The 21,757-nt window shown below is 70.4% G+C and carries 24 protein-coding genes; 10 read left to right on the top strand and 14 right to left on the bottom strand.

Going from position 1 to position 21,757, the window contains the following annotated elements; all coding sequences use genetic code 11:
• Nucleotides 1-32: 32 nt before the first annotated feature.
• From IH44_RS0118015 to IH44_RS46565, 3 genes are all read right to left on the bottom strand, one after another.
• A complete protein-coding gene (locus tag IH44_RS0118015; protein WP_030460617.1) occupies nucleotides 33-1,235 on the bottom strand; it encodes a helix-turn-helix transcriptional regulator in 1,203 nt (400 codons plus the stop codon).
• A 124-nt stretch (nucleotides 1,236-1,359) separates the two neighbouring features.
• Nucleotides 1,360-1,887 carry a DUF397 domain-containing protein gene (locus IH44_RS43680; RefSeq protein ID WP_063759636.1) on the bottom strand — a complete coding sequence of 176 codons (528 nt, stop codon included), beginning with the start codon at nucleotides 1,885-1,887 and terminating at the stop codon, nucleotides 1,360-1,362.
• Nucleotides 1,884-2,744, bottom strand: a complete 861-nt coding sequence (locus IH44_RS46565) for a helix-turn-helix transcriptional regulator (RefSeq protein WP_030460615.1) — start codon at nucleotides 2,742-2,744, stop codon at nucleotides 1,884-1,886. The genes IH44_RS43680 and IH44_RS46565 overlap by 4 nt, the downstream gene beginning before the upstream one ends.
• Before the next feature lie 219 nt (nucleotides 2,745-2,963).
• On the opposite strand from IH44_RS46565, the gene IH44_RS46560 reads away from it, so the two are divergent.
• From IH44_RS46560 to IH44_RS0117955, 10 genes are all read left to right on the top strand, one after another.
• On the top strand, nucleotides 2,964-3,419 hold the full coding sequence (locus tag IH44_RS46560; protein ID WP_051817022.1) for an ATP-binding protein: 456 nt from the start codon (nucleotides 2,964-2,966) through the stop codon (nucleotides 3,417-3,419).
• Nucleotides 3,420-3,601: 182 nt separating this feature from the next.
• Entirely contained in the window at nucleotides 3,602-4,036 is a 435-nt protein-coding gene (locus tag IH44_RS0117995; RefSeq protein WP_030460613.1) for an NUDIX domain-containing protein, read from the top strand.
• Between the two features lie 34 nt (nucleotides 4,037-4,070).
• On the top strand, nucleotides 4,071-5,954 hold the full coding sequence (locus IH44_RS0117990) for a radical SAM protein (protein ID WP_063759635.1): 1,884 nt from the start codon (nucleotides 4,071-4,073) through the stop codon (nucleotides 5,952-5,954).
• Nucleotides 5,951-6,583: a hypothetical protein gene (locus IH44_RS0117985; RefSeq protein WP_030460611.1), complete on the top strand. Its 633-nt coding sequence runs from the start codon at nucleotides 5,951-5,953 to the stop codon at nucleotides 6,581-6,583. Before IH44_RS0117990 ends, IH44_RS0117985 begins: the two co-directional genes overlap by 4 nt.
• Nucleotides 6,580-7,314 (top strand): hypothetical protein, encoded by a 735-nt coding sequence (locus IH44_RS0117980; RefSeq protein ID WP_232794992.1) that lies wholly within the window; start codon nucleotides 6,580-6,582, stop codon nucleotides 7,312-7,314. Before IH44_RS0117985 ends, IH44_RS0117980 begins: the two co-directional genes overlap by 4 nt.
• Before the next feature lie 5 nt (nucleotides 7,315-7,319).
• Complete coding sequence (locus tag IH44_RS0117975; protein WP_157852372.1) at nucleotides 7,320-7,952, top strand: hypothetical protein; 633 nt, start codon at nucleotides 7,320-7,322, stop codon at nucleotides 7,950-7,952.
• Between the two features lie 12 nt (nucleotides 7,953-7,964).
• Complete coding sequence (locus tag IH44_RS0117970) at nucleotides 7,965-8,831, top strand: protein kinase (protein WP_030460608.1); 867 nt, start codon at nucleotides 7,965-7,967, stop codon at nucleotides 8,829-8,831.
• A 107-nt stretch (nucleotides 8,832-8,938) separates the two neighbouring features.
• Nucleotides 8,939-9,076 (top strand): hypothetical protein, encoded by a 138-nt coding sequence (locus IH44_RS47300; protein ID WP_167352958.1) that lies wholly within the window; start codon nucleotides 8,939-8,941, stop codon nucleotides 9,074-9,076.
• A 114-nt stretch (nucleotides 9,077-9,190) separates the two neighbouring features.
• Complete coding sequence (locus IH44_RS0117960) at nucleotides 9,191-10,099, top strand: HEXXH motif-containing putative peptide modification protein (protein ID WP_030460607.1); 909 nt, start codon at nucleotides 9,191-9,193, stop codon at nucleotides 10,097-10,099.
• A 34-nt stretch (nucleotides 10,100-10,133) separates the two neighbouring features.
• A complete protein-coding gene (locus tag IH44_RS0117955) occupies nucleotides 10,134-11,081 on the top strand; it encodes a phosphotransferase family protein (protein WP_030460606.1) in 948 nt (315 codons plus the stop codon).
• A 146-nt stretch (nucleotides 11,082-11,227) separates the two neighbouring features.
• Here IH44_RS0117955 and IH44_RS0117950 read toward each other — a convergent pair whose 3' ends face one another.
• From IH44_RS0117950 to IH44_RS0117895, 11 genes are all read right to left on the bottom strand, one after another.
• A complete protein-coding gene (locus tag IH44_RS0117950; RefSeq protein WP_051817021.1) occupies nucleotides 11,228-11,659 on the bottom strand; it encodes a hypothetical protein in 432 nt (143 codons plus the stop codon).
• Nucleotides 11,653-12,126, bottom strand: a complete 474-nt coding sequence (locus tag IH44_RS0117945) for a hypothetical protein (protein ID WP_030460604.1) — start codon at nucleotides 12,124-12,126, stop codon at nucleotides 11,653-11,655. Before IH44_RS0117945 ends, IH44_RS0117950 begins: the two co-directional genes overlap by 7 nt.
• The gene (locus IH44_RS0117940) at nucleotides 12,123-13,565 is read right to left on the bottom strand and encodes a type IV secretory system conjugative DNA transfer family protein (RefSeq protein ID WP_035955492.1); all 1,443 of its coding nucleotides are present in this window, start codon (nucleotides 13,563-13,565) and stop codon (nucleotides 12,123-12,125) included. Before IH44_RS0117940 ends, IH44_RS0117945 begins: the two co-directional genes overlap by 4 nt.
• Nucleotides 13,566-13,596: 31 nt before the next feature.
• Nucleotides 13,597-13,848, bottom strand: coding sequence for a hypothetical protein (locus IH44_RS0117935; protein WP_157852370.1), 252 nt, complete (start codon nucleotides 13,846-13,848; stop codon nucleotides 13,597-13,599).
• Nucleotides 13,849-13,856: 8 nt separating this feature from the next.
• Nucleotides 13,857-14,171, bottom strand: a complete 315-nt coding sequence (locus tag IH44_RS0117930; protein WP_232794991.1) for a DUF6238 family protein — start codon at nucleotides 14,169-14,171, stop codon at nucleotides 13,857-13,859.
• Nucleotides 14,172-14,236: 65 nt separating this feature from the next.
• A complete protein-coding gene (locus tag IH44_RS0117925; RefSeq protein WP_030460600.1) occupies nucleotides 14,237-15,673 on the bottom strand; it encodes an ATP/GTP-binding protein in 1,437 nt (478 codons plus the stop codon).
• Nucleotides 15,670-17,196 (bottom strand): SCO6880 family protein, encoded by a 1,527-nt coding sequence (locus IH44_RS0117920; RefSeq protein WP_030460599.1) that lies wholly within the window; start codon nucleotides 17,194-17,196, stop codon nucleotides 15,670-15,672. The genes IH44_RS0117925 and IH44_RS0117920 overlap by 4 nt, the downstream gene beginning before the upstream one ends.
• A 3-nt stretch (nucleotides 17,197-17,199) precedes the next feature.
• A complete protein-coding gene (locus IH44_RS49415) occupies nucleotides 17,200-19,095 on the bottom strand; it encodes a hypothetical protein (protein ID WP_304414217.1) in 1,896 nt (631 codons plus the stop codon).
• Nucleotides 19,076-20,269 (bottom strand): hypothetical protein, encoded by a 1,194-nt coding sequence (locus IH44_RS0117910; RefSeq protein ID WP_232794990.1) that lies wholly within the window; start codon nucleotides 20,267-20,269, stop codon nucleotides 19,076-19,078. The genes IH44_RS49415 and IH44_RS0117910 overlap by 20 nt, the downstream gene beginning before the upstream one ends.
• A gap of 120 nt (nucleotides 20,270-20,389) precedes the next feature.
• Nucleotides 20,390-20,728, bottom strand: coding sequence for a hypothetical protein (locus IH44_RS0117900; protein ID WP_030460595.1), 339 nt, complete (start codon nucleotides 20,726-20,728; stop codon nucleotides 20,390-20,392).
• Nucleotides 20,729-20,777: 49 nt separating this feature from the next.
• Nucleotides 20,778-21,755 carry a bifunctional lytic transglycosylase/C40 family peptidase gene (locus IH44_RS0117895; protein ID WP_030460594.1) on the bottom strand — a complete coding sequence of 326 codons (978 nt, stop codon included), beginning with the start codon at nucleotides 21,753-21,755 and terminating at the stop codon, nucleotides 20,778-20,780.
• Nucleotides 21,756-21,757 lie beyond the last annotated feature (2 nt).

Raw genomic sequence — 21,757 nt, 5'->3', positions numbered from 1 at the left:
GCTCTCCCAGACTGAGAATTCGGATCAGCGCCTCACCGGATGGTCGGCGAGGTCCCCAGGATCTCAGACAGTTTCCGAATCCGGGCGTTCCCGGCGCGACCGGCCCGCTGGATGATCACCCCAGGGATGGCCTGGTGCTTGGCCCACTCCGGGTGGGCCGAGCAGACCTCCAGGAGCGTATCGAGAGAGGTCTCCCACTGGCGCGCGTCGGCCTGCGCGAGCGCGATGTCGAGCTGCATCCTGCTGTGCGCGGCCTGAGTCAGCCCTGAGGGGTCGAACCGTCGGGAGAGGTCGATCGCCTTGCCGGTGTTCCCGAGGGTGACGTTGATGCCCACGGCTTGGGCCCCGGCGTAGGACGGCCCGAATTGCATCCCGTTCCCGAAGACATCCCGCCCGAGCCGCGCCGCCACCGCATGCGCTTGCGAGAGCAGGTCCGCCGATCGGTCGGCGTCCCCCAGCCTGGACGCCGCCACGGCCGCGAAGATGATGTTCTTCCCGTACGCGGCCAGCAGCCCGGTGCCTTGCTCCGAGAACCTCGGTTCAGCGCGGGCCGCCGCAGCCTCGGCCTCCCGCAACGCCTGCTCGACTCGCGCGTCCCGCAGGAGCACTCGCGCCCGCGCGGACCCCAACATCGACACCCTCACCGGATCGGCCGCCAGCTCCGCGTACCGGAGAGCATGGCCGACTGAGGCATAGGCCAGATCCCTCGCACCAAGGAAGTTGGCGATCAAGCCTGCCGCGCGGTAGGCGTCCGACAACAGGCCGTTGGCAACCGCTTCTTGCCCGGTGGGTGCAGCCTGGGCGAAGAGGGCCACCGAGCGCAGGAACGGGGCAACCAGCGAGCCGGCCTCGGCGTACGCGCCCCGCCAGTAGACCCGCCACATCCGGTCGGCTGCCTCAGCGAGATCTGCTTGTCCGGGCGCCGCTCCCTCTGCGGGATCGGCCACCACGCCCGCCGCCGTGTCGTGGACCGTCCGTGAAAGCTCCCGAAGCATCGAGCGATCGTCGCGCCCCATCCCACGCCGTGGCGCCTGCTGTCCGAGGATCACCGACACGTCGGAGTGCAGCGCCTCCGCAAGACGAAGCAGCGTCGGTAACGACACGTTCTTGTCTTGCTCGGCCTTTTGGATCGTGTGCTTCGACAGGCCGGACCGCTCAGCCAGGTCTGTCTGGGTCTCCTTGCCCCTGAGCATTTTGATCCGCTCGCCAGTGGTGAAGTCTTGCCATTGACTCACTGGGTTTCCCCTCCCTGAGTTCCGTTCCTGGACGATACTCGCGCGAGCACTCCGCCGGTCGAACTTTCGACGGCATGAAGTTATTGACGAGGCCGAGATGTGTGTCGTAGGCCCGGGTGAGCCTCTAGTGAACGAGCTCCAGATGGCTTGCAGGGCTCAGCGTCAAGTCTTCTTGGCGGCGAAAAATTCCGCACCGAACGCCTTCGTAGAAGTCGCTGATCTCCGAGTCTGCGAAGATCAGGACTTGTGAGTCGGGGCCGCTGTTGGGCCCGCGAAATGCGGTGATGGCCCGAGGTAGGAAGGCCACCTCGATGCTCTCAGGTCCTGTGAAATGCCACCGAGCATCGGCGAGTTGAGCCGCCAGCCAATCGGGCGCGACGTCATTCTTTGTGGTTGCCGTGACCGGGTCGGCATCAAGCGGCGTGGGCCTCCGCAATGCGCCTCGCATAATCGCTACAGTGAAGGCGGAAAACCCTTCGTCGGTGATAAGCAGTGGTGGCTGCTCGGGGTTGAGCGAGTCGCGGAATGCGACCATGCCATTCCTTAGGAAGGTGACCTCTACGCAGTTGGTACCGCCGCTGCTGGCGGTCTGCCACGCGGCTTCAGCGAGTTCGCTGTCGAGCCGGGCGGCGTCGAGGTCGGTCGTGTTCATGGCGCAAGTTCCTTGGCGATCGTCTTGAGTAGGGAGAGGGACTGCTTCTGGCCGAGGGCATCGGATTTCAGGTGACCGCTGGTGGTGCGGTATACCTCGACCGACTCGGGGTCGGTGAGGTGGAGCCGTGCGCGGGTCGCCTCGATGGTGACCGTGTCGTTGCCGGTGGCGAACGACATCAGCATGAACGGTCCGTCCATGCCTGCGTGTGCGCCGGCGCTCAGCGGTAGGACCTGGATGGTCGTGTTCGGGTCACTCTTGAGCAGGTCAATGAGATGTTCCACTTGGGCCCTGGCGACGGCCCGGCCGCCGACCTCTTGGCGGAGGAGCCCTTCGGGGATCACGGACCATATCTTCAGGGGCGGTTGGCGTTCGGCCATGGCCTGGCGGTGCTCGGTGCGCATGGCGAGGAAGCGTTCGATGTCCTCGGCGGTGGTCCAGGCCCGGCTCCCTTCGACGATCGCCCGTTCGTACTCGGGGATCTGGAGCAGGCCGTGCAGGGCGCCCGAGTTCCAGTGGAAGAGGTCGAGGGCTTCTTCGATCTCAGTGAGGTAGTCGCTGAGAGGGTCCTCCACGACGCCCTGGTAGCGCTGGTGCCAGTCCGGCTCGCTGGCGCGTCGGACCAGCTCGCGCCACTGCTCGCGCCGGGCCTGGTCGTGAATCTGTAGAACCTCGAAGAAGTGGGGCAGGACCTGGAGCTTGACTCCCTGCGTCCCGTTCTCGATCTTGCTGACGGTCGACGGCGCCTTGTAGCCGAGGTGCTGGGCGGCCTCTTCCAGGCTCCACCCCAGCGCCTCGCGGGCGCGCCGGATCTCTGTCCCCAGGCGCCTTCGGCGCGGGGTCGGCTCGACGGGCATCGCACCTCCTGACTCCGGAACCGCAGCCTTTTCAGGGAAGGGTAGCGCCCGTGCCAGGTAGTGCATATGACAGATCGCCAAAAGGAAAGGGTTTCCTCTCTGGAGGACTTGCCCTTCCGCTACGGCAGGTCCATCATCGAAGCTCGACCAAGCGCAGAGTGCCGCTATGGGTACGCAGCGCAACGGTCGGCCCTGCATCCGAAGCCACCCGGAGGGCCCATGTCTGCCGCGACTGTCGACCAGCTTGGTGAGTTCCGTTTGGTCCTTCCCACGCTGCGGCCCGAGGCGATGCGGCACGTGCGCGAAATCGTGCGAGCCCAGCTGCGGATGTGGTGCAAGAGCGAGTTCAGCGACATGGCGGAGCTGGGGGTGAGCGAACTGCTGACCAATGTCCTCCTGCATACCGGTGGCGGGGGAGAACTGCTGCTGCGGGAGACCGCGGACGGCATCCGTGTCGGCGTCACCGACTTCGACGTCCGGCTGCCGCTGGTCCGGGAGTCGAAGCAGGACGCGACCGGCGGGCGAGGGCTCCTCCTGCTCAGCCGCCTCGTGGGCAACCTGGAGACCGAACTCCTTCCGCACGGCAAGGAGGTCCGGTTCAGCCTCCACTCCGCGGCTCACGAGGGCGCCAGCGCTTCCGAGGGGGCGCCAGCAGAGGCCGCGGCGTCCGGCTGATCTTCCCATCGCGCAACGGTTCGAGTCCGCCGGTTCGGCCTGGAAGTAGGGGAGTTGACGGTTACTCAGGAGACCTAGACTCGTGGACTCCCCGTCCCAACTTCATCGGGCCGGGCCGAGTTCTGGAGCCACGCCCCCGCAAGCTCCAGACGATCATTCCTGACCCCGTGGAGGTTGTTCCGATGCCCGAGAAGGTCACCAAGGAGAAGGTGCTCGTCTACGTCGTGCGCGATGGGCGGCTGCTGGTGTTCCGGCACACCGACTACAGCTACGAGGAGGTCGGCATCCAGGTCCCGGCCGGCAGCATCCGCCCCGGGGAGACCCCCGAGGCCGCCGCGCTGCGGGAGGCCCGCGAGGAGACCGGCCTGAATGACTTCAAGATCGTCCGCAAGCTCGGCGAGACCGAGTACGACATCAGCCCGTACCGGTTCGAGGTCCAGCACCGGCACGTCTTCCACCTGGAGCTCACCGAGCCCACCCCGGAGCGATGGACGAGCCAGGAGGACCACGACGGCCAGGGCGAGCCCACCCACTTCGAGTGCTTCTGGATTCCGCTGGAGGCCGCGCACATCCTTCAGTCCGGCCAGGGCGCCCTACTGGGACGCCTGTCCGACTAACACCGACCGGTCACGGCAGCAAGGGAGGCAGCCGATGCGCCGCACCACCGAACAGCACCACCCGATCGACCGGCTCTACCGGAGCCTGGAGCCCGAAGACACCAGCACCGCGGTGTCGGTGATCGTCAAGCTGCGCGGGGAGACCTGTGACATCGACTGCCCCCACTGCTACGAGAAGCGCAAGGAGGTGCCCGGCGGAGCCCGGATCGGCGCCGACCAGATCGGACAGCTGGCCCGGCTCTTCCGGCACCGCCCGCTCGCCGTCGAGCTCCACGGCGGCGAGCCGTTGACCGCCGGCCGCGAGGCGATCGCCGAGGTCCTGCGCGAACTTGCCGCCCAGCCGCAGGTGGTGCGGGTGTCGATGCAGACCAACGGCGTCCAGCTCGACGGGCAGTGGCTCGACCTGTTCGACGAGCTCTACCCGCAGTTGCAGATCGGCGTCTCCCTCGACGGCGACGCCCAGGGCAACGTCTGGCGCATCGGCTACGACGGTGAACCCGTCTACCCGCGCGTCGCGGCGGCCCTGGAGCTGCTGGCCGAGCGGGGCCGCAAGGTCGGTGTCATCACCACCGTGACCCCGGCCGTGTTAGGCCGGGCCGAGCAGGTGCTGGACCACCTCGCACGCTTCGCGTCCGTCAACGCGGTCAGCTTCGTGCCCGCCTTCGACAGCGCTATCCGCCGCTCCACCACCGTGCGGGCCCGGCGCATCCCGGCGAGCCGCCTGCTCCAGCAGGCCGCCCTTGCCGGGGAGGGCGGTCCGGCCTGGGCGATCCACCCGGACGAGTACACCGAGTTCGTGCTCGCTGCCACCGCCCACTGGATCAGCGCCGGGCACTTCACCCGGATCAAGCTGGAGCCGGCCGTCTCCACGATCCGGCGCCTGCGCGGCTTGGGCAGCGGCTTCTGCCACTTCTCCGATCTCAAGTGCGACCACGTCTTCACCCTCTACCCCGACAACCGGTTCGGCTCGTGCGACGAATTGCCCTGGCCCCAGGCCCGCCTGGGCCAGCTCGACGAGATCACCGGCCAGGACGAGGTGGCCCGCCTCCAGCAGGGCAACCTGCTGCTGAATCAGGGCAAGTCGCTGATGGCCAAGTGCACCAGTTGCGACTACCGCAGCACCTGCGGCGGCGGCTGCATCGCCACCCGCTGGCGCCAGGACCCGGCCGTGGACGGCGACGCCTACTGCGACTACCGGATGCGCATGGTCGACGGCATCGCCGCCCTCCTAGCTCAGCCCGCCCACCCCGAGGGCGCTTGGTGTCAGACGCTTCGCTGGCGGCCCCGCACCCCGAACAGCATGCGTGACGTGAACGTCTTCACCGCCCGCTGGGACAATCCCGCCACGGTCCGCGCCGAGGTGAGGCTGTACGCCAGCGAACACGGCAACATCAACACCGTCGGCCTGCCCGGTGTCCACGAGGCCGACGACCTGGACCCTGCCCACCCGAAGTGGCGCGAGGCGATCGAACCCCGCGTCTGGCCGCTGGTGGACATTCTCACCACCGGCTGGGGCCTGATCACCTACGACAGCTGCCAGGGCCACCAGTACGACGGGCTGGATCTGGTCCCGGCCGAACTGCGGATCGGCCTGCTGCCACGTGACCGCGCCGAGTACGCCCGCACCGCTGCGGCCCTGTGCCGCGCCGCCGACGCCGTCGCCTCCGAGCTGCCCGCCGGCATCGAGGTCCGCGTCGCTCGCTCCGAGCTGAACTGCGAGACCTCCGGCACCACCGTCGCGGTGCTCGACCTCAGCCTCCACCCGGACCACCGCCAGAACTGGGACGCCTACTTTGCCGACCTCGAAGCCGCCGCCCGTGCCCTGGCCACGGTGTTGGCGGCCGAGCACCCGGCGGGCACCGCGTGCCCCTGCCCGCTGCCGGCCCCGGCCGCCGCGGAACAGACGGTGGCGGGATGAAGCCCGGCGACGAGGGGACCGTCCACCAGCTCCTCGGGCGGCTCTCCTACTTCCACGCGCTGTTCATCGAACCGGCCCTCGCCCCGGCCGCGGCCGACGCCAGCGGTGAGCTGTGCTGCAACCACCGCACCCCGCCCGGACCTATGCGACCGGACGCGGGCGGGCTGCTGGCCGACACCGCGTGGGCAGTCCTGGACGAGGTCGCCGCCGCCCTTGGCGCCAGTGCCGGGAGGTGCCCGTCGCACGGGCCCGGCTGCTGTGCGACGTGCCGCGTCGCGGACTCGGCCGCCGCCGTCGCCGAGGCGTGGCTGGCCACCGAGCACCGCGCCTACCAGCGGCGTGAGCCCCACGGCCCGATGCGGCAGGCGTGCCGGGAGGCCGCCGCCGCCCGGCTGACCCGCGTCTTCGTCCACCAGCATCACGCCCCCTGCCCCGCGGCCCAGGCCGGCGAGAAGGCCGGTTCCTGGTTGCTGCCCGGCACCGACGAGCTGCCGCTGACCGGCGAACTCCTCGCCCTGTGGCGCGACCCGCTGACCGGCGACGGCAGCCCGGTCGTCAGCTGGCTCAACCACTGCACCGACCTCGACGACATCCGCCGCGTCCTCGACACCAGGAGGCCCACCCCGTGACGATCCACATCGCCGAGACCACCGGCGTCGGCAGCATCGAGAACTTCCTCGGCTCCACCGAGCGGCTCCAGCTCGCCACCCTGATGCACGACGTCCTGGCCGATGCCGACGCCGACCGCTTCGGCGACGAGCGCCGCACCTCCATCCACGAGATCCCCGGCCACAGCCACGAGCAGGCGATGGCCGTCTACGAGCCCGCCGGCCGCGTCGAGATCCCCGATATCCCGCAGGCGGCGGAGAAGATCCTCCAGGCTGCCTTCGACCGGGCCCGCCCGGCCCTGGCCCGGATCATGCCCTCCGCCACGGTGTGCCGACCGTGGACGTACGTCGAGTACGGGGAGGGCCAGCACATCACCAGCCACCTCGACGGCATCGCCCCCGACCCGCTCGCCTGGCCCCGCCAGATCGCCGGCATCAGCGTCGTCATCGCCCAGGCCGACGCCGGCGGCGACTTCTACGTCGAGACCGCCTCCAGCGACCGTCTCTGGCACCGTCCGGCCCCCGCCCCGGCCGTCAACGGCTACGCGGACGGCATGTGGCTGGCCCACGACGGCGCCGACAACTCCGCGGCCTGGTTCCAGCAGATGCCCCGCACCCGCTGGTCCGTCGACCCGGCACCGGGCACCGCGCTGCTGTACGGCTCCCAGCTCGCCCACGGCACCCTGCCGGTCACCGCCGGGCGGTGCGCGAAGTTCATCAGCTGGCTCGCCGCCGACGAACCGGCGAGGTGACCGCCGTGCTCATGGCCCTGGAAGGCTTACCCGGCGCCGGCAAGAGCACCCTGCGAGACCGGCTCCTCGCCGACGCCCGCACCGCCGGCGTCCCGCTCGACCACACCGGCCAGTTCTCCTGGCTCTCCCTGGCCGCCACCCGCACCCTGGTGCGGCTGCGGGCCGGACACAGCTCCGACGATCACGAGGAAGCCGCCGAAGCGGCCTGCTGGGACCTCGCGCTCCACGCCCGCTTCAACCTCACCCCCGCGCTCGCCCGCGGCCCCGTGGTCGCCGACCGGCTCAGCCTGTCCACCGCCTGCCTCCTCGCCCTGGTCCACCAGCGCCCGGTCGCCGAGTACGTTGAGCGCCTCGCCGAGCAGGAGCGGGCCCGCCCGCAGCTAACCGTCCTGCTGACCACCGAGCCCGGCCTGTGCCAGTCCCGCCTCGCCGGCCGCGAGAGCGCCCCGCGCTTCACCGACCGCCCCGAGGCCGCCGCCCGCCTCGCCGACCTCTACTCGCAGGCCGCCAGTGCCTGGACCCGCCGCACCGGCCTGGAGGTCTGGCAGCGGCCCTGTACGACCAAGGCCGACCTCGACCAGCTGGCCGCCGACTGCCTCGCACACCTGAACGGCTCCACCCGCCCGTCCGCGACCTGAGGAAGCGAGCTGATGAACCTCCACCCCCTCCACCCCGCCGCCTGGGTCCTCGACCAGCTCCGCACCGACGGCTGGCAGGTGAGCGACCTGCTCGCCTTCACCCGCGCCAGCACCCTGGTCACCGCCCGCCGCGACGGCCAGCAGCCCGTCGTGCTGAAGGCCGGCTTCGGCTCCAACCACGTCCTGGCCGAACTCCCCGCCGACCAGCGAAGCGCCGCCTACGGCTTCTACTGGTACGCGCAGATGACGGACGTCGAACGCGCTCTGGCTCGTGAGGACTTCCGCCACGAGGCCGACCTCACCCGGGCCGCCTGTGGCGCCGACAACGTCGTCCCCCTGCTCGACCGGGGCAGTGGCGAGCGATTCGACTGGTACACCATGCCGCTGTGCGACGGCGGCAACTTCCGCACCTTCATGGCCTCGGGCAAGGACACCGCCGAGGGCCTGGACATCCTCGCCGACGTAGCCGAGGGCCTGACCGCCCTGCACCAGCGCGGCATCGTCCACCGCGACGTCTACCAGGAGAACATCCTCATCCACGGAGGCCGCGGGTTGATCACCGACCTCGGTGCCGCCCGCCGCCTGGCCACCGAGCGCGGCCCCGAGCACCGCGGACCCGAGGTCCACTGGCCGCCCGAGTACCTCACCGGCTACCACCAGGCCGGCCCGGCCGCCGACGTGTTCAGCCTCGCTGTCCTGATCTACCGCTACCTGTGCGCGGATATCCCCCGCCTCGGCGGCCACGCCAACCTCACCCTCATCCCCGCGGTACTGCGGACCCTGATCGTCGCCGCGCTCTCCGGCGAGGGCGGCGACCGCCCCGCCATGAGCGACCTCGCCGCCGCTCTCCGCACCGCAGCCCGCACCGCCTCGCACTGACCGGGAGGCCGCCGTGACCCGGGCGCGATCACCGCCCGGTGCCCGAGCACGCACCACCGCAAAGGGCACGCACAACCATCCGATTCGCTCAGAAGGAGAAGGACCCCATGGACAACGACCGCATCTCCGAGTTCCTGGCCGACGTCGAGGGCCTGCGCGGCGAGGACGAGACCGTCCGCGCCACCGCCCACACCTCCAGCGTCTCCGCCGAGGGCTGGCTGACCGCCGAGGGCGACGTCGCCTGATCACCCCTGACCGCCCGGCGCGCTGAACGCCAGCGGTAACCAACCTGGGGCCGGACCCGACCGCGGCGGGCCCGGCCCCAGGCCACCCCTTCCGTCCCGGACAGGAGCCCGCACGTGGACTACCCCGGCCTCTTCGACTTCCCGCCGACCAGCCGCCTGCACGACGAGCGCACCGCCAAGATCCACACCATCCTCAACCCCGGCACCCTGCCCCGGCCCACGGGTCTGGGTCCGGCTGCCGACTACTGCCTGGCCCACCACGCCCTCGAAGGTGCCGAAGCCGCCGCCCGCTCCGGCGAGCGGGCCGCCTTCGACTGGTACACCGCCAACCCGCACGCCGACACCACCGCCAGCTCTACCCCCACCGTGCTCGGCCCGCGCGTCGTCGTCGCCCCCGACCCCGCCGGCCTGCCCTGTTCCCCGATCTCAGAGACCCCGTACTACGTACTCGGACCCGGAACCGAACCCGCCCCGCTCGGCCTGCGGGCGCTGGTGGCCGGCGCGTTCACCACCGCGGACCAGACCGGCTTCGGCCCCCTGCTGGCCGCGCACGCCGTCGTGGTCGTCCTGCTGCGGACCAAGCAAATCGGCCAGACCCTGATCAGTTGGACCATCACCCGCCTGCCCGGCACGGTGTTCCTCGACCACACCGGCGACCCCACCGTGCTCGCCCGCGACCTCATCCATGAGGCTGGCCACAACTGGCTCAACGACGCACTCACCGCCGCCAGGTGCACGTTCGACGACCAGGCCGTCTTCCACTCCCCCTGGAGGGAGAGCATGCGGCCCGCCTTCGGCTTCCTCCACGCCTGCTGGGCCTTCCCTCTCACCATGCTCTACACCGCCCGCGTCCTGGAGCACACCGAAGGCGACGTGCGCGCCTTCCTGAGCGCCTACCTCGACCAGCAGCGCGGACTCCTCGCCGCCAGCGCCGCCGATCACCCGCGCGCCCTCGAACTCATCCGCGACGAGGGCCTGCGCGAACGGCTGGCCGCCGTCCACCGCCAGGCGCTCGCCCTGTAACCGCCGACCGCCCCACCTCCACCCGGAGCACGCCGTGATCACACGCCGAGACGCCAGCAGCATCACTGCCGACGCGGAGAACGCCCTCCTTGAAGCCTGCGGACTCACCCCCGCCGACCTGATCGCCGCCGGCACCGAGGCCCGCGTCTACGCCCTCGGCCACGACCAGGTCCTCAAGGTCTACGCCGACCCCGACCAGCGCCCCGCGCTGGAGACCATCGCCGACCTCTACCAGCGCTTCGCCCGCAACAGCGTTCCCTACGCCCTGCCCGAAATCCAGGCCATCGAGCAGCACGGCTCCCTGCTCGCCGTCACCGAGACCCGCCTGTCCGGCACGCCGATGGGCGACGCCCTCGACCTCACCGACCCGGCCACCGAACACACCTACCTCGGCGCCGTCCGCGACCTCACCGGCCTGTGCCTGACCACCCCGCTCGACCGGCGCATGCTCCTCGACCCCGACCCGGCCCACCGGGGCGAGCCCTGGCACGCCTTCCTCCTCCGCCTCCTCGCGCAGAAGCTCCCCAAGGTCCTCCCTGACCTGCGCGGCGACGTCCCGGCCGTCGACCACATCACCGACCGGCTCACTGCGCGGCTCACCCGCCCCTACACCGGCCCCGAAGGCGTCATCCACGGCGACCTCTATCCGGACAACATCCTGGTCGCCGACGACAAGGTCTCCGCCGTCATCGACTTCGGCACCTTCACCCTGCTCGGAGACCCGCTCTACGACCTCGCCGGGGCCTGTGCCTACTACCGGATGTACGACCCGGACCGTGTCGAGGTCCGAAACCGTCTGCTGGCCGCCGCCGCCCAGGACCTCCCCGCCGACCGGCGCGACGACCTCGCCGACTACCTGCACATGATCGCCCTGCTCAGTTGCGACCTCTACCCCGAGCAGGACAAGGACATCCGCGACACCGGCCACTACCAGTGGGCCTCCGACGTCCTCAACACCCCCACCGACTGGAGAGGCCGGTGACCAGCTTCCTGCCGGACCCGGACCGGAGGCCGACAGCTGGCTCCCGCCGGAGGAGTTCATCGCCATCCTTCCCCGCGCGACCGCGGTGACCAAACAGCCCGGCGGGCAGCACTCGGTTGAGTGCTGCCCGCCGGGCTGACGTACGCCTAGAACGCAGGTGCGCCTGGACGTTCAGGCTCGATTCGCTCCGCCGCCAGAGCCGCTTCGCCGTACGCCGCGTACGGGCGCCGTGCCGGTTCCGAGGTGGGCGTGGGGTCGGCGTGCGGTTCAAGAGCCCCCTGCGTGGTGACGGTCGTGAGCACCTGTTCGGCGCGATCCAGGGTCAGCCGGACTGCGCCGAACCGCCCCACTGCGAATCCCGCCCGGTAGCCGTGCAGGTGGAGCTGTTCCACCGCCTGGACTCCGGCGTCGACATCCGAGGTGTCTGCGGGCGAGACGAGCGCGTGCAGTTCTTCCTGCCACTCCCATCCCAGATCACGAAGCACGGCGCGGGCCTCTGCCTGCTCCCATCCGCTTCGTGCGAGCAGGCCGTGCTGCGGGTCGGTGTCGAAGACGACATGGGGGTTCGAGGTCACCATGTGGCGGCTCCGGTGTTCTCATCGGTCCAGGCGGCGAGCTGGAATCGTGCGGGTCGGTCTTCGTGTCGTCCAAGGCGGCATTCGTCGCCGGCCTTGCCGAGCACCTTGTTCATGCGGCTGACGAACCGGTCGTACTGCTCGTGCCAGACGACGGTTGAGCCCGCGTCGGCGTAGGCGTCGTCCCGGGCGAAGGCCAGGGCGGCGATCTCGTACCCCAGACCCTCGTGCTTCTTCCAGCAGGGCGGGATCACGTCCTGCGGCTGCCAGGCGTACGTCTCGTTCAACCAGCGGCACACCGCGTCGAGCCACGCTGGCATCGGCTCGATCAGCTCGGCCGACAGAGCGCCGAGGTCCCACGGCGGGGGGCCGTCGACCACGGACTCCTCCGCGCTCCGCTCCGCGATGTATTCCAAGATCAACGCGGGTGCCTCGGGGAAGGGCTGGAACTGCGCGAGGGGATTCGTCACGCGGCGGCCCCCCGGGCGGCCCAGGCCGCGGCGTGAGCCGCCGCCTGCTTCTTCTTTGCCGCGGACCGCCGACGGCGCTCCGTCTCGTTCGCTTCACGCAGCTGGCGGACGTGGGACTCGATCTCCGGCCAGGAGTCCCAGGTCCACATGCCATCGAGGCGGGTGATGACGGGCGGCAGGTTGTCGGCGAGTACGAGCGCGTGGCCCTCCGGCAGCGACCGGATCTCGTCGCTCCGCAGGACCGGCTCCAGGGCCATGTGGGTGGCGGTCGAGTGGCTGCCGCGGTCCCCGCCGCTGCTGGTCTTCGTGGTGCGCTCGCGCTCAACCTGCCCGCACAAGTCCGACAGGTCCTTGAGGAAGCCCGGGTCCTTCGCCCCGCCGAAGACGAGGACGTTGTTGGTGAAGCTCGCCAGCTCGTTCGCGGTGTCCTCGCCGAACCGGGCGCGGGCCGACGCCCAGCCCTGGAGGCCGATGATCACGGTGATCCCGCGACCGCGCCCGTCGGCGACGCGCTGTCGCAGGCTGGGGATGGGAGCGATGTTGGGGGCTTCGTCCAGCCCGCCGAGGAGCGGCGGGTCGAGTCGGCCGGCGGGCGAGGCGACGGCGTGAGCCTCGGCGATGTCGAGCAGGTCTTCCGTGATCGCGGTGGTCAGCGGAGCCACGCTGTTCACCTCGGAGTCCTTCCCGAGCAGGTAGACGGTGCCGCCCGCGTCGAGGAGTTCGGCGAAGTCGGTCGGGTCTTCGCCGTCTCCCAGCAGGGCCCGAACGACCGACTCGTGCATGAGGGGGGCGAGCGCGGCGTCCAAGGTCGAGGCCGTGTTGCCGACAGTTCGACTGTCGCCGCTGGTGGCCGTTCGGAGCATGTCCGCCCAGCCGGGCCCGGCCCCGGGGTGCGCGTCGAGGATGCCGACCGGCGCGGGATCGGTCAGCTTGCGCGCCCACTTCAACACCCACTCCAGGCTCGCCCCGTCGAGCGCGGCGGCGTGGAAGTACGCGGCCAGGATCTTCGCGGCCTGGCCCTTGTAGAAGGCGGCGCCCTCGCTGGACTGCGCTGCCGCCCCCGGGGTGCGCGAGCCAGCGACGAACGCCTTGGCCCGCATCATCGCGGTCTCGGTATCGGCAGCGCCCGTGATCGGCGTCCACCGGAACCTCGGCACAGAGGGGGCGATGTCCTGCGGGTCGAAGGCCAGGACGGGCCTGCCGCCTGCCCGCCGGGCGTCGAGGGTCAGTTCGACCAGGTCCGCCTTCGTGGAGGTGGCGAGCACCGGTCCGGGCCACCGGCGGATGGTCGGGGCGAAGAAGCGGAGCGTCTTGCCCGAGCCCATGGGGCCGATGACCCGGCACGCCTTGTCGGCGCGGGACCAGAGGTCTACGCCCTTCGGACGCTGGGAGGTGCCCAGCGAGTAGCCGAAGTCCTGCGGGGAGAGAGGGTGTTGCATGACGTGCTCCGAGATGAGGGAGGGAGAAGGGTCAGCGGGTGGCGGATCGCTTCTTCGCCAGATTCGCCGCCGGGCGGCGCGGGTCGTCGTCACCGCGGGTGAGAGAGGGCCGGATCTCCGTGGCCTTGAGGACGGCCGTGGCCGACAGCTGCCGCTTGAGGAGGCCCTTGTCCGCGAACCCGGCGTTTCGGGCGGAGCGCTTCATCACCAGCCAGACGGCGACCATGGCCACCGCACACACCGCCGCGATGGCGTACAGGGCCACAGAGATCCCGCTGGGCATGACGTCCACTACGCGGCCCGTCCGGCACGGGCAGCGAGGTAGCGCATGCGCCGGCCGCAGAGCTGGGAGATCGCCGCATCGGGCCCGGCACATCGCGGAGGGGCCGTGTGGAAAGCCGCGTGCAGGTCCTCGGCCGCTCGCCACAGGTGGGCGGCGGCGGTGCGGACACGGCCTCCGGCCGCGGAGTAGTCCCCGTGGTCGAGGGCGGTGGCCAGGGCCTTCGTGCGCCGGGCCAGTTCGAGGGCGTCTGAGTGCAGCTGGTCGATGTCCCCGCGCGCCGCGTTGTGATCAGTCGGGAGCGCGGTCCCGGTGGCGGTGGTCATGGAGTTCGTCCCTTCCGGATCTGCCTGGATGCGGCCGGTGGCCAGTTGGAGGTGACGGAAGCCGTTCATGCGGCGTCCGGGTAGCTGGTGGAGACGTCGGTCATCGAGCCGGAGGAGAAGCACAGGTGCTGTTCCGCCACGACCAGCAGGTGCTGCACGGCGGGGTAGATCACCTCTCCCACCACCCACAGGGCGATTCCCCGACGCAGCCGCACGATGTGGTCCGCCGTCCACCCCGGCAGCCCCAACCTGGCCACGGTGGCTTCCGCTTCGGCCTTCTTCATCGAGTAAATGACAACGGTATCGGCCATTTTCAGTGCCGCCTGCGTCTCCGGCGAGTCATCAATATCTGACAGGTGGTGGACGATGAAAATGCACGACAATCCCAGGCCGCGCGCGAATTTCAGAAACTTTTCGAGCAGGGCGGCCAGCTGAGGAGTGCCGAGAATGTGCCACGCTTCTTCGGCGATGAGGATGCGCTTGCGCTGGCTGTAGCGGCGGCAGCCCGTCGCTGGGTTCGGTCCCACCTCCCAGGCGCCGGAGTCCGCGTCGACCACCACACGCTCGTGCTGGCTCGGTTCCGTCCCGCACTCGCACAAGGGCCGCAGCCAGACCTCTTCGAGGAAGACGCTGATCACCGCGACGAGGATGGTCATGGCGACACCGCCGGACGGGACCTTGGTGAGGTCGAACACGACCATGTCGGTGTCGAGACCAACGCCGAGGCTGGTCGGCCCGTCCAGCATGCCGACCAGGTCGCCCGTCGAATCCTGCTCACTGCCGCACAGCCGGTCGAGAACGTAGCTCGCTTCGAGCCCGTCGGCGAGCAGTTCGTCCCGCGTCCGCTGCTTCGCTTCGGCATCGGACTCCTCCGGGGCCCGGAGCGCTTCGGCAACGTCCGCCAGCACCGGTGTGCGGCCGAGGGCGTCCGCCCGGCGATGGGCCCTGCGGATGGCGATCCGCAGGGCGGAGCCGGCGAACTCGTCCAAGGGCTTGCCGAGGCCGAGCTCAACGATCGTCCTGACCAGTTCGACCTGCCGCTTGCCTGCGATGGACGGGTCCATCGGGTTGATGCAGGAGGCGCCGGACCCGCCGCCGGGAGCGAACTTCACCGGGGCCTTGCCGGTGAGAGAACGGCCTAGAGCCGCCCATTCGCCCTCCTCACGTTCCTTCTGCTCCTTCGTGTCCAGAACCACGACTTTCCTACCGAGGCGAATTTGCCGCGCGGCATAGGTCTTGGTGAGGGAACTCTTTCCGCGCCCGGTATCCCCCATGACGATCATGTTCCCGCCCGGAAGTCCGTCACCGAACGCGCTGAAAGGGCAGTAGATGAAAGCCTTTCCGGAATACAGTTCGCGGCCGATGATCGCGCCCGCGCTGCCCAGAGTCGGCGGCGCCACCGGTAGGTACAGGGCCTGGCTGGTGGTCGTCTCCGTGTAGAGCGGACGGCGCACGGTCTGGTGCATCGGGGACAGCGGGGCGAGGTTCAGCAGGTCACTCACTTGATGCCTCCGGCGAGGGGCAGGGTGTTGGCGAAGGCGCGGGCGTGTTCGAGGTCGAGCCACTCGATCCGCAGGTTCGAGTTGCGGGCGCGGCTGGCGGTCGTGCGCTTGGTGCGCTCCAGTTCCTCGACGCTGCGGGCCGAGATCGTGATGTAGCCGACGACCGCGGCGCCGGCCGCCCCAGAGGCGGCCAGGGCCATGCCGCGGGAACCGGTGGCGTTCGCGGCGATCTGGTCGCGGGGGTCGATGTTCTTGCCGCGCTGGCGGTCGCGGTGCATCTCCGCCTGGTTGTTCGTGTCCTCGGCGAGCATGCGTTCCACGGCCTTGTCGTTCGGCTCCAGCTGCTGCGTGATGGAGAAGGTCCGGATGACGTCGGGCATCCCGATCAGGAGAGGCGACAGGAAACCGGGGCCGACGGGGGTGGTGGGCCAGCTGGCGACGTGGGCCGTGGCGTGGAACCAGCTCTCGGTGCTTCCTGCCGCGCGGGTCGCCAGGTGGGTGCCCTGCCGGACGTCGACGTTGCGCGGGAAGGCGTGGGCCCGGGGAAGATCGGTGTCCCAGATGGCATGGTCAGGGTCGTACGAGTTGCGGATGAGGGCCGTCATCCTGCCCTCGTCCAGCGGGGCGACCACCGAGAGGTCGGCGTCCTCGGCGCGGGACCACAGCTCGTCCAGGTAGATGGCCATCGCGGCGGCGATCCCGTCGTCACCCCTTCCCCGGGCTGAGCCCTCGGCCGCCAGGTCCCGGGTGAACTTCGCGTGGATGGTGATGTAGTACCGGTGCTCTTCGGCGCTGGTCGACACCGCGTTGGCCAGCTGGTCGTACGAGTCCTTGAGCCACTGCGGGGCGTTGGCCGTCGCCGCAGATTCGTCCCGCTGCGCGATGAACCGCTGGTGGGCGTACGGGTCGGACTTCATCTGGCGGGCGAGGACCTGGATGCGCTTGACCGGGTGTTCCTCCACGTTGCCGAAGGCGTCGAGGACCTCCCCCCAGCGCTCCAGCGCGACGACCTGTTCGCCGACATCCTTGCCGCCCAGGCCCGGAGAGGTGACCTCCAGCGCGGCGGTGACGCAGCCGGCCTCCGGCTGGAGGACGACGACGGCCTGCTGCCCTCGGACCGTGACCGGCACCCAGGTCATGCCCGCGATGCCTTCGGGCTCCGTCAGAGCGGCGTCCGGAGGAGTTCCGTCCCTGCGTACACCGGCCTCGACGGCGGGCGACACCCAGACACCGCCAGTACGGCGGAGCGCCTTGCGGTGGTAGCGGTTGATCCGCCACCAGCGGTAGAGCGAGCGCCGCTGGGACGTGCCCTTCGGCCGGTACGGGGCATACACGATCACCAGGGCGAGCAGGATCGGCATCGCGAGGCCAGCAGCCGCGAGGGCGGTCGCGCCGTTGAAGGCGAAGCCGAGCATCAGGCCGATTACGGCGCCGCTGCCGAGAACGACCTGTTCGCCGAGGTCGCGGCGGCCGACCAGCCCCGTCGGGCGGTGCTTTCCGAACTGATACGTACGAGTTGACATGGGTCATCGGTCCTTGCTGGGGTCCGGCCGGCCGAGCGTCTGTCCGCCAGCCGGCCGCGAGGGCGGCGCGGGCGAGACGGAGGGCCCGGGGCCCGAAGCGGTTCGTGGTGCGGGGGAGGGAGAGGGTGCCGGGGGCACCGGTGCCGGGGCGGGCGCGGCCGGGGGCGGAGCCTGCGGCGGGAGCGACCGCACGGGAGCCGGTGTTCCGCCGGTGCTGGTCGGGCGCGGCGCTGCGGCGCTGCCGCCCGCCGCTGACGGGGCCGGAGCGACTACCGAGCCCGAGCCAGTTCCCTGCGAGCGGGCGGTGGCTGGTGCGTCGGACGCCGCGCCGCCACCGGACGGCGCCGGGACGGCGCCGACTACCGGGCCAGAGGCCGTTCCGCCCTGTGAGCGAGCGGTGGCCGGAGCCTCCGATGCCGCGTGGCTGCTGGCCGCGGACCAGTCCGGGGCCGAGCCGACGACCGGGCCGGACGTCGTGCCCCCGGACCCGGCCGTCGCCGGCGCCTCGGAACCCGCGTGGCCGTTAGCCGCGGACCAGTCCGGGGCCGAGCCGACAACCGGACTGGAGGAGGTGCCCGTCGGGGCGCCCGGTGCTCCGGTGTGGCCGCTGTCCTCAGCCTGGCCGAGTCCACCGTTGGCGGCATCGGCACCCTGTGCGCCGGGGGAGCTCGCGGCCTTGTTCTTTGCCATGTCGAGCCCGGCCTTGGCCACGGCCGCCCCGGCGGTGACCACGCCGCCTGCGGCGGCGGTTCCGCCGCCCATCTTGGCTCCGGCCGCCTTGGCGCCGGCGGACTTCCCGCCGCCGCCCACCAGGGCATCCTGGACCCGGGAGTTGATCGCCCGGTTCGCGTGCTGTCCGGGGCCGTCGATCGCGGCGGCCGGGCCGGAGGACTGGGCTGCCTTCCGGTCGTGGTGCAGCTGAGCCATGTGGTCGCCGAACTCGGGCAGCCACTTGTACAGCGTGGCCGAGGCGAAGACCGCGAGCAGGAGGATCAACGCGCCCACCAGCGTCTTGGAGACCTGGTCGGACATGGAGCCCGAGCTGTCGCTCAGCACCGCGCCGCCCAGGCCCAGCAGGGCGAACAGGACTGGCTTCGACAGGGCGATGGCGAAGATGGCGCCGAACCACTTCTTGCTCTTGCCCCACAGATCCCTGTCGACCAGTCCGGCGTTCACGATGGGCCCGAGCGCGACAGCCGTGTAGATCGCGGCGCTGCGGATCAGCAGCTCGATCCACATCAGCAACGCGCCGGCCATCATGATCAGGTTGACGACCAGCAGCTGCCCCACGCCCTCGCTGGGGTTCGCCGCCATGACCGTGAGGACGTTCTCCAGGAAGGGCTTGAAGTTCTCCGTCGCATAGGGCTCGAAGACGGCCGTGACCTCGTCGATCGCCGTGAGCAGGAGCGCGAGGGCCGCCGGGGTCAGGGCGTTGACGGTGAACTGGAGGAGCAGGAAGCCGATCGCCTCGCCCATGGCGGTGGTGATGCTGACCCCGCGCACCGCTCGTTTGGCGACGGCGATGAACCAGAGCGCCACGGTGAGCAGGCAGGAGGCCGCGAAGATGATCGCGTACTGCTTGAGGAAGCCGGGCGACGTGAGGTCGATCTTGGTGGTGGACTGGATCAGCTCCAGCATCTTGCGCAGGAACCAGATGTTGGCTTCCGTCAGCTTCTGGAGCAGGAAGCCGAGCGGGTCCTTGACGAAGTCGATCGCGGCCTTCGCCTCGCACACCATCGGGATGTAGCAGAACGGATTCGCCACCGCGGACGGGACGAGGAAGAACCCGACGACGACGTTGACCACGGCGATGGTCTGGAGCCTGCGCCGCCAACGGCTCGGAGCCGTCCGCTCGACCCGCAGCAGGCCGGGGGCGTCGTCACGCAGTCGCAGGCGCATTGCCGACACCCCCCACCTCGGCGAAGGCGTCCGCCGAGTCCGCCTGCTGCATCGCGGGCGGCGACGGAACGAGCGGTGCGGACGGCGTGACAGCGGTCGTCTTCCAGGTGCCATCGGCCCAGACGAGATCCACGGTCATCCGCAGGAAGGCGACCTGCGGGCGGCGGGTCTCCTCCTTGCCCGCCACCCCGCCGGCCGACGCCGTCCACAGCTCGATGCTCGCGGCCTGGTCTGAGCACGAGATGGTGCGCGTCGCCAGGACTGCCGTCCGGGTGATCAGTTCGCTGCCGTCCGCCGACGTGCCGTCCGTGCCGACCCCGCGGTTCTCCGCGACGAGGCGGGCGGTCGCGTCGGAGTCCGACGTGACCGACTTGAGCACGCTCGGTGCTGCGGTGGCCGCCAGCATCCGGTGCCGCCACTGCTCATCGGTGAAGAAGCGCGTGTCGCCGTAGAGCATGACGGCGCTGACCGCAGCTGCACGGGCGCCCTGCTCGTTCTGCTCGTAGGGCGCGGGGAAGCCGTCCGGGCGGATCGCACCGGTCACGACCGGGTCGTCCGCAGCGGCTGGCACGTAGCCAGCGAAGTCCCCGGCGACGTTGGATGTCTGCCGCGCGTCGATCGGTGCGACCAGCCCGGCGGTGCTCGAACTGTCCTTGAGCTTCCAGTCGCCGGCCTCCCAGACGAGGGTGACCGTCACCGACCGGTACCCCGCCTTCGGGGTCGCGTGTCCGGCCGCGCTGCCGCGGACGGTCGCCGTCCACAGGCGAACCATGGCCCCCTTCTCGTCGTAGCCCAGGACACGGGCGGAGAGGACGCCGGTGCGGGCGATGGCCTGTCCGGCGGAGAGGTCCGTGGTGTCGCCCCGGAGAGAGGCGACCGCCTGAGTGGCTGCCAGGTCGGCCTTCTTGCCGATCGCGTCGGCGGCTTCCCGGGCGGCCATGGCCGTCACGGCGCGGTGGCGGCGCTCGCTGTTGGTGAGGAAGGCGGCGCTGCCGCTGACCACGGTGTAGTTGGCCGCTGCCGCCTTCGCGCCATCTTGCGTGTGCGGGTAGCCCACGGCGACGCCGTCGACCGTGCGGGCGCGCTCCACGTTCACCTGCGGGGCCGCCTGGGCGGGTGTGGACGCCGAGGGGGCGGACGTGGAAGGGGAACCGGTGGCGAGGCTGACGATCACCCCCGCTGCGGTGACGACCGCGACCCCGCCGGCGGCGATACCCGTGAGCTTCGCAGCGGGCCGGGGCGGTCGGCCCGCCTTTGAGGAATCGTTTCTCCTGTGGAGTCGTGAGCTCATGGGTCACACACCCATGCCGTAGGTGATGCCGAAGATCGTGCCGAAGCTGGCCACCAGGAAGACCACGGTCAAGCCGCCGACCATGAGCCCCTTACCCCGGCTGCTCTCCATGGTGCTGTGGCCCTCGCCGAACCAGCCCTTGCTCTTGCCGACACCGGCGAGGAATGCGCCGGCGCCGATGACGAGCGTTACGGCGGCGATGACGCCGAGGATGACCTTCGCGGTCCCGCCGAGCTTCCCGAAGGGGCCCCAGTCCGGCTTGACGCCGGAGACGACGTCGGCGCCCGCGGCGAGGGTGGTGTGGAGGGAGGGGTCGGCGGCGACAGACAGCAGGTTGTACATGTTCAGGCCCTTTGATACGTGTGAGGTGAAATGAGGGAGTTTGTAGCGATTAGCCGACGTGCCGCATGGCGATGATCTGCGGCGTCCAGTAACTGAGCGGCTTGATGCGGACCTGAGCGCCCGTGTGCGGGGCGTCGATCACTTCGTTGTTGCCGATGTACATGCCGACGTGCTCCGGGCCGGACGCTCCGGGAACGGTGAACAGCAGGTCGCCGGGGGCCAGTTGGGAGACGCTGGGAACAGCCGTTCCGGCCTTGACCTGGTCATAGGTCACCCTCGGCAAGTTCACGCCCGCCGCGGCCCAGGCCATCTTGGTGAGCGACGAGCAGTCGCAGCCGCCCATGCCGGTGTACGGCGACTCGCAGGAGCCACCCCACTGGTACCAAGTCCCCAGCGCAGTCTTCGCGGCGGAGATCGCGCGGGCCGCTCCCTTGCCGGCCGGGAGGTCCGGCTGGACGGCGTCCGCCCACTGGGCCGCCAGGTCGCGGATGATGCGGACGTAGTTCCGGGTTTCTTCGTACGGTGGGATGCCGCCGTACTTGATCACGGCCCCGCCGCCCGCGTTGTACGCGGCGAGCATGTTCTCGGTGGAGTCGCCCGGTACGTCCTTGACTTCCTTGGCCAGGGTGCAGTCGTACTTCGCCTGTGCCGCGATGGCGTCGGCGGGGTTGCGGACGTCCTTGATCCCGTCGCCGTTGCCGTCCACGCCGTGCTCGGCCCATGTGCCGGGCATGAACTGAGCGATGCCAACAGCGCCGACGGGGGACACGGCGTCCGGGTTGAACTTCGACTCCGTGTACAGCTGGGCGGCCAGCAGACTGGCCGTCACCTGCGGGCACAGGCCCGCGTGCTTGTTGATGAGGTCGCGGACCCAGCCGGGAACGGGTGCGTCCGTCTTGATTCCGCCGCCGGGGCCAGCCTCCTTGGCGGAGGCACTGTCGGCCCCGCCGAACGTGGTCAGCAGTGCGACGCCGCTGACCAGCATGGCGGAGACGAGGCTCAGGCCGAACTTCGAGCCCTTGTTCATCG

Origin of the sequence: Kitasatospora sp. NRRL B-11411 (assembly GCF_000721345.1) — a bacterium.
GTDB classification, from domain to species: domain Bacteria; phylum Actinomycetota; class Actinomycetes; order Streptomycetales; family Streptomycetaceae; genus Kitasatospora; species Kitasatospora cineracea.
Note: the sequence above shows the minus strand (reverse complement) of the source record. Positions and strands in the feature narration are given on the sequence as shown.